Source organism: Marinobacter salarius (assembly GCF_032922745.1).
Taxonomy (GTDB): domain Bacteria; phylum Pseudomonadota; class Gammaproteobacteria; order Pseudomonadales; family Oleiphilaceae; genus Marinobacter.
The window spans coordinates 1855507-1866595 of record NZ_CP136693.1 but is presented as its reverse complement, the minus strand read 5'-3'; the positions used below and the strand labels follow the sequence as shown (position 1 = coordinate 1866595).

At 58.3% G+C, this 11089-nt stretch carries 9 protein-coding genes; 4 read left to right on the top strand and 5 right to left on the bottom strand.

Annotation, left to right across the window (positions count from 1 at the left end):
- Positions 1–6: 6 nt before the first annotated feature.
- From gloA to R1T46_RS08560, 5 genes are all read right to left on the bottom strand, one after another.
- Entirely contained in the window at positions 7–564 is a 558-nt protein-coding gene (gene gloA, locus R1T46_RS08580) for a lactoylglutathione lyase (RefSeq protein WP_317308001.1), read from the bottom strand.
- Between the two features lie 268 nt (positions 565–832).
- Positions 833–1969 carry an alkane 1-monooxygenase gene (locus tag R1T46_RS08575; RefSeq protein WP_317308000.1) on the bottom strand — a complete coding sequence of 379 codons (1137 nt, stop codon included), beginning with the start codon at positions 1967–1969 and terminating at the stop codon, positions 833–835.
- A 145-nt stretch (positions 1970–2114) separates the two neighbouring features.
- Positions 2115–4154, bottom strand: coding sequence for a TRAP transporter permease (locus R1T46_RS08570; protein ID WP_317307999.1), 2040 nt, complete (start codon positions 4152–4154; stop codon positions 2115–2117).
- Positions 4151–4558: a DUF1850 domain-containing protein gene (locus R1T46_RS08565; protein ID WP_052479571.1), complete on the bottom strand. Its 408-nt coding sequence runs from the start codon at positions 4556–4558 to the stop codon at positions 4151–4153. Before R1T46_RS08565 ends, R1T46_RS08570 begins: the two co-directional genes overlap by 4 nt.
- Before the next feature lie 127 nt (positions 4559–4685).
- Entirely contained in the window at positions 4686–5645 is a 960-nt protein-coding gene (locus R1T46_RS08560; protein ID WP_317307998.1) for a TAXI family TRAP transporter solute-binding subunit, read from the bottom strand.
- Between the two features lie 170 nt (positions 5646–5815).
- Between R1T46_RS08560 and R1T46_RS08555 the strand changes: the two genes are divergently transcribed.
- The 4 genes from R1T46_RS08555 to R1T46_RS08540 all read left to right on the top strand — a co-directional run bounded on the left by R1T46_RS08555 (position 5816) and on the right by R1T46_RS08540 (position 11016).
- Entirely contained in the window at positions 5816–6481 is a 666-nt protein-coding gene (locus R1T46_RS08555) for a GntR family transcriptional regulator (protein WP_317307997.1), read from the top strand.
- A gap of 163 nt (positions 6482–6644) precedes the next feature.
- Entirely contained in the window at positions 6645–7679 is a 1035-nt protein-coding gene (locus tag R1T46_RS08550) for a DUF6160 family protein (protein WP_317307996.1), read from the top strand.
- Between the two features lie 65 nt (positions 7680–7744).
- Positions 7745–8803, top strand: a complete 1059-nt coding sequence (locus R1T46_RS08545; RefSeq protein WP_317307995.1) for a lysylphosphatidylglycerol synthase transmembrane domain-containing protein — start codon at positions 7745–7747, stop codon at positions 8801–8803.
- The gene (locus R1T46_RS08540; protein ID WP_317307994.1) at positions 8800–11016 is read left to right on the top strand and encodes a glycosyltransferase; all 2217 of its coding nucleotides are present in this window, start codon (positions 8800–8802) and stop codon (positions 11014–11016) included. Before R1T46_RS08545 ends, R1T46_RS08540 begins: the two co-directional genes overlap by 4 nt.
- The last annotated feature ends 73 nt before the right edge of the window (positions 11017–11089 follow it).

The following is an 11089-nucleotide window of genomic DNA, read 5'->3' as shown; positions in this document are numbered from 1 at the left end:
GGCGGTTTACTCTTCCTCTTCTACCCGGCGCTGCTTTTCGAGCATGTTCGGCTGCAGGATTTCGATCCAGTAGCCGTCCGGGTCCTTGATGAACGCCAGGCCCTTCATTTTGCCGTCGTCAGGCTTCTTGACGAACTCCACGCCCAGATTTTCAAAGCGATCGCAGGCACTGTAAACGTCCGGCACAGCAACGCCAATGTGGCCAAAGCCCTGGGGTTCGTCGTTGCCATTATGGTAGCCAAACTCTTCATCGTTTTCGGTGCCCCAGTTGTGGGTCAGTTCGAGCATGGCTTCGCGGCCAAAGATGAAGGTGGTGCGGTGAGCGTCGTCGTTGGGGACCATGTTGGCCTGGCGGTCGTCTAGGAAGGCGAGGAAGTAGAGGGTGAATTTCATTTCCGGGAAGTCGAGTTTTCTGATGAGGCGCATGCCCATTACCCGGGTGTAGAAGTCCATGGAGCGCTCGGGGTCTTTGATGCGCATCATGGTCTGGTTGAAGACGTAGCCTTCGGTTTCGGGGACGGTTGCTTCGTGCAGGCCGGGGGCTTGTTCGAAGTGTTTGGGCATGGGAGCTCCCTTTTATGGGTTCAGGATTCAACTATTATACTTGCGTGCGTTAAGGGGAGATTTCAAGGGCTGCCTTTGATTGCCTGGTTGGGGGGGGGCTGGCCAGTATGGGGGCTTTCTCCCCAGACACGCCGTGAACCCGTCCATGGGGGCTCGGCATTGCCATCCTTGGCAATGCACGGTCTGGCGAGAAAGCCCCCATACTGACCGATCGTACTCTTCAGATAACGCCTTTAGAGTATGCCTCCTGTATTTGTCTCGACTCAACTCACGCCAATTGGTGCTCTTCGCCTTCGTAATAAGCCTCCACCCTCGGGTTCATCACCTTTTTCCACAGTGGCGGGATCATGGCCAGGACCACCATGGCGGCGTAACCGGCGGGGAGTTGGGGTGCTATTTCGTGGTGGCGGAGAACCTGGTAGCGGCGTTTGGCCCAGGCGTGGTGGTCGCTGTGGCGCTGGAGGTGGAACAGGAAGACGTTGGTGAGGAAGTAGTTGGAGTTCCAGCTGTGTTCCGGGCCGGTGCGTTCGTAGCGACCGTTTTCGAGTTTGCGGCGGTGGAGGCCGTAGTGTTCGAGGTAGTTGACGATTTCCAGCAGGTTGAGGGCGATGAAGCTCTGGCCGAGGAAGAACGCGGCGCCGAGCCAGCCAAAGGCGACGGTGAAGGCGGTGAAGGCCAGCGCGGTGATGCTGTACCACCAGATAAGTTCGTTGCGCCAGCTGAGGACGCTATGGCCTTTTTTCTCGAGACGTTTGGCTTCCAGTTTCCAGGCGTTGATGAAGTTGCGGGCGTAGGCCTGGGGCAGGAAGTTGTAGAGGGACTGGTTGTAACGCGACGATGAGGCGTCTTCCGGGGTGGAGACGTGCACGTGGTGGCCGCGCAGGTGTTCGACTTTGAAGCCCGCGTAGCTGACCAGTGACAGCAGGAAGCCGCCGGCCCAGGTTTCGAGTTTCCCGTCTTTGTGGATGAGTTCGTGGGCAACGTTGATGCCCAGGCCGCCAACGATGCCGACGGAGAAGATCCAGCCGATGCCACCGGCCACATTGAACAGGCCGGACGCCAGCACGAACATGCTCCACACCAGCAACACCGCAAAGGCGGCAACCCAGCCCAGGGTGATGAACTTGTAGAAGAGTTCGGTGTTCATCCGTGGGGTATCGGCTTCCTCGTCCGGATTGAGGGCGTCTTTGCCCAGCAGCAGATCGAGGATGGGGATGATGCCGAAGACGACCACCGGTACGCCCCAGGCGAACAGGTTGATCCATCCGGTGGCCTGCCCTGCCGCCAACAACAGAGGCGGCAGGGCCAGGGGCAGCATGGCGATCAGGTAGCTGTATTTCTTGAGTGTCAGCAGCACTTTCCGGCGGGCGGACTCAGTGCTCAGGATTAATGGTTTCGTACTCACGTGTTTTCCCTCATCGGCTGTTGCTTTCGATCTGGGCGATCGCTTCTTGTTAACTGCATTATTGTCCTACAATATAACAGTCGTCAAGAAAACCGTGGTACTTTTTAATCACTGCATTTATCAATACAGCCCCAATCGCGCTATCTCACTGTGATTGCTCCTCTGTTTCGGGGGCTCCGGCCCCATGCAGTTCCCGACGTCGATGCCAGTAATTCATGGCCAGCAGCGCCAGCATCACAACTACACCCGCAACTTCCACCTGCAGGTCTGGGTAAAAGATTGCGATCACCGCACCACTCAATGCCAGTCGCATCCAGGGTTTCATGTGGGTGAACAGAAAGCCTTCGAGCGCCGCTGCAAAGGCCGCAAGGGCGAGTATGGCGATGAAGCCGTTCCAGAGAACCAGCGGTAACGGCCCCCCTTCGATGATCACGGGGTTGAACACCATGAACAGCGGAATGAGGTAAAGGCCCTTGGCGAACTTCCAGGCCTGTACGCTGGTTTCCATGGTTTTACTGCCCGCGATCGCCGCCCCCGCGAAGGCGGCCAGCGCCACAGGCGGCGTGACGTTGGAATCCTGGGAGTACCAGAACACCAACAGGTGAGCGACCAGCAGTGGGATACCGAACTCGTTGGTCAACGCCGGCCCCACCAGTACGATCAGTACGATGTAGCTGGCGGTTACCGGCAGCCCCAGGCCCAGAATCAGGCTGGCGATGACCACCAGGAACAGCGCCATCAGAATGTTGCCGTCGGCGAATGCAATCATCATTGATGAGAACTTGAGGCCCAGCCCGGTCAGGCCGACCACCGCCACCACAATGCCGGCAATGGCGCAGGCAATGCTGACGGGAACCGCGTTGCGGGCACCAAGTTCGAGGCCCTGCAGCAGTTTTACAACGCCTTCACGCAGCGCATGCGTCAGGGCTTGTCCAAGCTGGTTGTCCGCCCGCCCCTGTTTATAGGCAAGGTACAGGCCGTTCAGCCCGGCGATACCAATGATGCCGACCACGGCATAAAACCCGACCCGCATGGGGGAGATGCCCATTACCAGCAGATACACCAGCATGATGATCGGCAACAGGAAGTACCAGCCGTAAGCCATCACTTCCCGGAGCTGGGGAAGATCACTGGAAGGCAGGCCTTTCATGCCCTGCTTCACCGCGCAGATATGAACGAGCAGATACACCGTGGCGAAATACAGCAGGGCCGGAAACACACTGACTTTTACGATGTCGAGGTACGGCACACGGGTGTATTCCGCAATCAGGAAAGCGCCGGCGCCCATCAGCGGCGGCATGATCTGGCCACCGGTACTGGCTGCGGCTTCAATGCCACCCGCCTGGGCCGGACGAAAGCCCAGTTTCTTCATCAGCGGAATGGTAAACGCGCCCGTGGTTACCACGTTGGCGATGGCACTGCCGGAGATGGACCCCATGCTGGCCGAGGCCAGAACCGCAGCCTTGGCGGGGCCGCCGCGCTGACGGCCCGTCGCCGCAAACGCCAGATCGATGAAGAAGCGGCCTGCGCCGGTCACTTCCAGCATGGCGCCGAACAGCACAAAGATGAACACGAACGTAGCGGCAACGCCCAACGGCAGGCCGAAAATACCCTCCTGCCCCAGATACAACTGGGCACCGATACGGTCGAGGGAGTAGCCGCGATGGTTGAGAATGCCCGGCAGCCATTCCCCCAGCTCCGACAGCGGCCCACGCTGGCCACTCATCGCGTAGAGAATTGCAATCACACCGATCACCGTCAGCCCGGTGCCTACCGCCCGGCGGCTGGCCTCCAGCAAGGTGATGGTGCATACCCAGGCCATGACAATATCGGTCTGGTTCCAGAACCCGGCCCGGCCGGTAATCTCATCGAGGAACCAGACCAGATAGAAACCGGATGCGCCCGAGGCTATCAAAAATCCGGTATCAATCAACGCCGTTATGGCGCCGCGCGGGCGGCCAGGCCGGGGCCCAAACAGCAGAAAGCACAGCATCATCACCAACGCCAGGTGAATGCCCCGTTGATAGAACAGTCCCAGCGGTTGAATACCGGCGCTGTATAGCTGAAACAGCGATAGGCCGATACCAATCAGTGCGATCAGCCAGAGCAGTGCCCTGGGCCCGCTCATTCTGGTCGGCTGCCATGCGCCATTGGTTTTCAGGTAGATGGCCGTTTCTTGACTCATTGAAGCGTGCTTCCTTTATCCCCTGCAGGCCGTACTCGAATCTCAACGAGTTTGTCAGCTGCCAGACGGCTTAGACTCACCACGCGCGAATCCACCTCAATGCGGTGATTCACCGACAAGGCGCCAACGCGCAGCGAGAGACGATTATTGGGTATGGGTACCTGCATATCGACGATGCGGTAGCCGTGGTCGTCATCCGACGTCAGTGTGCCCCGGCCACGGGTATGGCCAAGGCCGGCTGCAAAGTCCGGTGTGTGGCTACTGTCCAGAATCAACTGGTCCGCTTCCATGCGAAAGCAGTCCGTCACAGGAAACCCCTGCACCGAGTGATTCCAGATCAGGCACCACCGCCCGCCCTCGGGCAGGCCGAGCTGCACCAGCGACGTCTGACTGGTATCAGACACCGACAGTTGCCAGACCGCTTTGCTCTGAGCGCTAACTGCTGTGGGCCATAATCCCCACAGCAGTGACACGGCCAGACAACAGGCCCTGTAAACCATGAACCGACGAATGATGACGACGGATTCCCGATTACTGGCGCAGTGCCTCCGGCACTTCTGCCCCTATTTCCTCGTAATAGCGAATGGCACCCGGATGGAGGGGAATGGGCGTGGAATCCAGGCTGAACTCTACGGTGGTGTCGTCAGCGGCCGGATGGATCGCCCTCAGAGCTTCCACCTTTTCGAAGAGCAACTTGGTGACTTTGTAGGCAAGGTCTTCCGACATGGCGCTATTGACGGTAAGGACGTTGGGAATGCCAATCGTTGAAATATCCGTATCGACACCCTCGTAGGTACCGGAACGCAGCTTGTAGGGCGCAAACACCGGCACTTCTGCTCTGGCGTTAGCGATTTCTTTCTCGGAGAGTGGTATCAGTGCAATGTCACGGGTGGTGGCAAGGCTGACAATAGAACTTGTTGGCGGGCCAACACTCCAGAACGCGGCGTCGATGTCGCCATCGCGAATGGCATCTGCGGATTCATTGAAGTTCAGGCCGCGCTCGTCGAAATCGTCGAAGCTCATGCCGTTAGTCTCCAGCAGGGCCTTGGCGTTCACTTCGGTACCGCTGCCCGGCGCACCGACAGACACACGCTTGCCAGCCAGATCTGCCAGCGACGTAATGCCCGAGTCCGCCAGGGTGACAATCTGAACCGCGTTCGGATAAAGCGAAGCAATGGCCAGCACATCCAGCTTGTTGCCATTGAAACGTTCGCCACCGTTATAGGCCTGATGAACGGTGTCTGCCAGGGCAATCGCCAGGTCCGAATCCTGACGATGAACCAGCCCCATATTTTCAACCGAAGCACCGGTGACTTCGGCAACCGCGCTGTACCCTTCAATGTGCTGACTGATCAACTCCGCGAGGCCACCCCCGAGAGGGTAATAGGTACCACCGGTGCCGCCCGTGGCAATGGAGAGATTGGTATCCGCCTGTGCCGGAGAAACACCGATCAGCGCGGTCGCGCCCAGGGCCAGAAATAGCTTTCGCATGTCGTTCACCTCGTTTTTGTTGAATTAGCGTCGGGACTTGTGATCCTTTGACGTCTACATAGGATAGCAGCCCATTGCCAACTACTGATTCTTTCCGGCATTAAGGTTAAGATTCTGTGGTATTTTCCAACGCCATCACGGCTTTGAATGTCAGGAGCGCGCTTCAGTCAATGGATTTCCAGGTTCCTAACACCCTCGCCGAGCAGATCGCCAACTATCTGGCTGAACGCATCATGACCGGGCAGATAAAGCCGGGCGAGCGTTTGCAGGAGGCGACGACCGCCACAGAACTGAAGGTCAGCCGGGCATCGGTGAAAGAGGCCCTGTATACCCTGGAACGCTGGCACCTGATTGAAATCACCCCGCGTAAGGGTGCGTCGGCCACCAAGCTGGATGCGGTGCATGCCTCAGAGCTCTATGACGTGTACATGCACCTGTTGATCATGCTGGCGCGGCGTCTGTGTGAGCGTTGGCGGGAAGAGGACAAAACCGCGTTGTTGTCGGTGGTTGGACACGTCACTGGCCAGATGCAGCGCAAGGACGCCAATATCACGGCCATTGTGGAAGCGAGCTTTGAAGTGATGGACGTCTGCTGCCGGGTAGTCGGCAATCCCTACCTCACGGAGGCGCTGACCAACTTCAAGCCCGCTGTCAGCCGGGCCTACTATCTGAGCGCGGATCGTTACCGGCAGGATCTGGACCGCACGGGCCTGTTTTTCACCAATCTAACAAATGCCATCCTGGCGCGGGACGCCGGTGAATCCGAGGCACTGGTCGCGGATTTTGGCGCCCATCAAAAGGCGCTGATCCAGCAGGCGCTGGCCCCTTCGGCCTGACCGAGTCTGTGACTCAACTCACAGACACCCTTACCTATCCCACCTATCGTAACAGTCTGTAACAAACTCATAAGTCCGCTGCGCTGGTCAGGTTGTCCCCTGCGGCTACACAACGACTGAGACCGGTCTGAAGCCGGCATAACAACAACGAACCGGGGCCACCATGACACGTCGAAACGCCCGCAAGCGCCTGAAACCATTCAAACCTGCCCTGCGCAGGTTCTTTACCCTGAGCCTGACCGCCAGTCTGTCGTTGCCGGTGATGGCCGACTTCCGTCCACTGGACGACAGTACCCTGGGCAACGTCACTGGCCAGACAGGCGTCACCATCGAGATGGAAACCAAGATTGAGATGGACCGCCTGAGCTGGACGGATGAAGGCTCGCTGAACGTTAATGGCATTCGCCTGTCCGGTCAGAACGACACAGTGCTGGACAACCTCAAGCTGACGCTGGACATTGCTGGCCAGGACGAGGTGCTTGAATACGGCTTCTCTGAGATTGCCCGGCGCGCCGACGCTGGCCTTCTGGATGTCTCCAATCCGGATGTGGCCGATGCCCTCGCCCGCTATGCCGTGGGTGGTGGTTACGGCAAACAGTTCGACAGCGGTGATCTGGTGATTCACCTGGGGGCCACCGATTACGGCGACCCGACCAGCCTGGACGATTACCTGCAGGCCGTGGATTTCGAGTTGGCGGTGGACAGTGTCGAAGCAACAGGGTCTGGCGGTACTGCCAGTTTGTTCTCCAACATCATGCTGCAAGGTTATATCGGCCCTACTGATCTGGTGATTCGAAACCAGGGTAACAACACCCGTACGCTGGCCAATGGCAACGTCGTTTCAGGCTCAGAGTTGCAACTGGATACCCATTTTGAGATCACCGACGGTAGCCTGGACTGGGACGCCGCCGATTTGATTCTGCTGTTCAACTTCGCTGCCGTTGGTATTGAAGGGCTGCAGATTCACAACCGCCGGGGCGATGACACCCTGGGCCACTTTGGCATGGCGAGTGCCACGGCGAAGCTCTCCCGCGGCACCAGCGCCGCTTCTGGCAAAGAAGGCCTTTCCATCCATGAGGTGGATTTCCGGGCAGACATCGATATGCCGGTGTTCAAAGTCGGTGGCACCAGTATCGGCTCCGTACAGTTCACGGATTTTGCCATTAAAAACACCACCATGATGGTGTATGGCCACTAGTAAGACACTGGACAAGCCCCCCGCCACCAACAGTAAACTGCCCGTCTCTTAACGGCGGGCAGTCCATGACCAACATCCCGGATCAAGATTATCAGCAGCGCGCGTCCTGGCGCAGGCTTACTGTTTTCAGCCTGATATTTATCGCCATGACCGCCGCAGGGCTCTACGCGGTTTACGACCAGTTTGCCGGGCGCAGCGTAACCTTCGACACGCGCCTGGTCTCGCCACAAGCGCTCGCCTCCATCATTGGCCTGTTGGTCGTTTATTTCGCATCTGACGGCCTGCGGCTGCATTTCACCCTGCGGGCGCTGGGGCACCGCTTGCCCTTCCCGGCGATTTTCCGGCTGGTGTTCATCAACCTGTTTTTCTCCAATGTGACGCCCATGGCCACCGGGGGCGGCTTTGCGCAGATCTGGTATCTCCAGCATCATGGCGTGCCGGTGGGCCGCGCCACGGCGGCCACCACCATCCGCACCGTGATCGCGGTGATCTTTATCTTTTCCCTCACACCGGTATTCCTGCTCACGCTCAGCGCTCTGGATAATCAACCCCTGGTCGGTGAACTGGGGCCGGTGCTCGCCGTGCTGATCCTCCTGTACCTCGGCTTTTTCATGGTGGTGCTGTTCCGCACCCATTGGCTGATTGCACCCTTGGCCCGGCTTTTGAGCTCACTGCACCGGTTTCACCTGATCAGTGAACGCCGGCATCGACGCTGGCAGTTCAAGGCCAAGCGGGAGATGATGCGATTCTCCCACAGCTTTGGCGACTACCTCAGGGGCCCCAAACGGTTCGTTGCGCTGTCGGTGCTGTTCACCTTTGTGTTCCTGCTCAGTCTCTTCAGTTTTCCAGCGTTGCTGATCTCAACCCTGGATTACGAGGTAGACTACCTCGTGAGCACGGGACTGCTGGTGGTCACAACTTTTGTGATGTACTTTTCACCCACACCCGGTGCGTCTGGCATTTCGGAAGGGGTGTTCGGCAGTTTCTTCCGGGACATACTCACAGCCAACCACCTGGTGCTGGTAACCATCAGTTGGCGATTCATCACCATCTACCTAGGCATGTTGGTCGGCCTGGTGATACTGCAACGGGAACTGGTGAGAAGCAGGAAGGCATCCGAATGAAGCGACGTCACCCATTAAAAGTGCTGTTCTACATCAGCCTGACGATCGTTGTACTGCTGATCGGGTACAAGGCCTACCTGAACCTGTTCGAGCCGGATTTCGAGGCCCTGCACACGGAACAGGTCGCCCGCATCCACGACATGCTCTCCGATGACGGCGGTTTCAGTTTCGCGGTCGTGGGCAATATCAATAATTCCGTGGGCGTGTTCGAGGAACGCATGATACCGGCCCTCAACCAGTCCGGCGTGGATTTTATGGTGTCCGCCGGTAACGCGGTGAGTGGCGGCGGCGAAGACAAGTACCGGGCCATCCAGGGCACACTCTCCCATCTGGAGATTCCCTACCTGCTGACCTTCGGTGAGAATGAGTACGAGAACTTTGGCAGTTACCGGTTTTACGACCACTTCGGCCCTCACTTCTTCAGCATCAAGGCCGGCGGCGCCCGTCTGATCTTCCTCGACAGCACTAGCAAGACGCCCTGGCAATGGCAGATCCGCTGGCTGAATGACCTGTTAAGCCAGGAACCCAACCGGCTGCGCTTTCTCTTCATCGGTCACCCGCTGCTCCACCCGGATCAGGAAGCCCCTTTCGAGCAGGATGATGATTTCCTGCAACCCCCGGAATTCAGAACGGCCTTGCTGGACGCCATCGACCGCCATGATGTTGATATGGTGTTCTCCGCCAACCTCTCGCTGTATGCCGATCAGGTCGAGGGTGATACACGCTTCATCACCACCGGCGGAGCGGGCGGGCTGGTGCTGAACAACGACACCAGCTTCTACCACTATGTCCGCATCGACGTGAACGACGACGGCGAAATCAGCCATTCGATGGCGCGCCTGGAGGCGAGACAGCACCCTGTATTGAGCACGCTGGAATCGCTCTGGTTCTTTATCTATTCCCTGTTCTATGTGGGCTACATCAACTTCATCCTGCTGGTGGCGGTGTTCGTACTGATCAGCACCAAGCTGTACAGCGCCATTTTCGTGGCGAAGGACTACTACCCGGACTACGATCTGGACCCCCAGCCCTGGCTGTCGAAACCCTTGCGGGTAGCCATGTTCACCAACAACTACCTGCCGTTCATTGGCGGCGTGCCCATCTCCATCGCACGCCTGCGCAAAGGCCTGGAAACCCTGGGGGACATCATCCTCATCGTTTGCCCCCGCTATCGCGACCAACCGACCGAGGAAACCGACGTGGTGCGGGTGCCGTCCCTGCTGGCTATGGGGGAGAAACGGGAGTTCCGCCTTGCCAACGTCTTCCTGGCAAGGATCCGCCGACAGGTGAGAGCGTTCAAACCCGACATCATCCACATTCACCACCCCATCTGGCTGGGCTCGCTGGGGCTGTTCGTGGCCCGGCGCCTGAAAGTACCGGCGGTGTACACCTACCACACCCGACTTGAGCACTACGCCCACTTCGTGCCGCTGCCGGGCAATCTGTTCCGCAACCTGATCTCCCACGAGCTGATCAAACGCTTCGCCAACAAATGCGATGGTGTGATTGTGCCCACCGACTCCACCGAGGAGTACCTGCGGATGATCGGCGTGAAAAGCCCCACATTCGTGCAGCCTACGGGCATTGAGTACCAGACATTTCAGGAAGTGGACGACGGTGATGTTCGCAAACTGCGGGACTCCCTGGGCATCAGCGATGAGACCGTGTTTGTCAGCGTCTCGCGACTGTCCAACGAGAAGAACATTGATTTCATGATCAATGCCATTGAGGAGCTTCGCCGGCGCACAGACCGCCCTTTCCGATTCCTGATGATTGGTGAAGGACACCAGCACGAACGACTGCAGCAGCGGATTGATGAGCTGGGACTTCAGGACTGTTTTACACTCGTCGGCTCCATCCCGCCGGACGATATGGCCACCTGGTATCACCTGGGCGACGCGTTCCTGTTTGCTTCCAAATCCGAAACCCAGGGCATGGTGATCCTGGAGGCCATGGCAGCCGGGTTACCGGTGGTGGCGGTGCGTTCCAGTGGCATCGAGGACGTGGTGCGCCATGGCTACAACGGCTTCAAAACGCCGGAAAAACAGGACCAGTGGTGTGAGCGAGTGCAACAGCTGCTGGAAGACGATGCCTTGCGTCAGGAACTGGCCGATCACGCACTGGCGTTCGCGGCGGACTATTCCGTTGAGCAGTTTGCCCGGGACATGCGGGAAATCTACGCCCTGACGCTGGCGCGATCAGCCTCTCGCTGAGTGAGTCACCACGTCGGTTTTAACATCGGAGATGATCGGTTTAAACTGGAAAAGCGTACTTCAAAGGATCTTT

What these genes read in the sequence shown, in the direction of transcription:
- gloA (WP_317308001.1), bottom strand. Translation starts at nt 564, where the DNA reads ATGCCCAAACACTTCGAACAAGCCCCCGGCCTGCACGAAGCAACCGTC.
- R1T46_RS08570 (WP_317307999.1), bottom strand. Translation starts at nt 4,154, where the DNA reads ATGAGTCAAGAAACGGCCATCTACCTGAAAACCAATGGCGCATGGCAG.
- R1T46_RS08560 (WP_317307998.1), bottom strand. Translation starts at nt 5,645, where the DNA reads ATGCGAAAGCTATTTCTGGCCCTGGGCGCGACCGCGCTGATCGGTGTT.
- R1T46_RS08555 (WP_317307997.1), top strand. Translation starts at nt 5,816, where the DNA reads ATGGATTTCCAGGTTCCTAACACCCTCGCCGAGCAGATCGCCAACTAT.
- R1T46_RS08550 (WP_317307996.1), top strand. Translation starts at nt 6,645, where the DNA reads ATGACACGTCGAAACGCCCGCAAGCGCCTGAAACCATTCAAACCTGCC.
- R1T46_RS08545 (WP_317307995.1), top strand. Translation starts at nt 7,745, where the DNA reads ATGACCAACATCCCGGATCAAGATTATCAGCAGCGCGCGTCCTGGCGC.
- R1T46_RS08540 (WP_317307994.1), top strand. Translation starts at nt 8,800, where the DNA reads ATGAAGCGACGTCACCCATTAAAAGTGCTGTTCTACATCAGCCTGACG.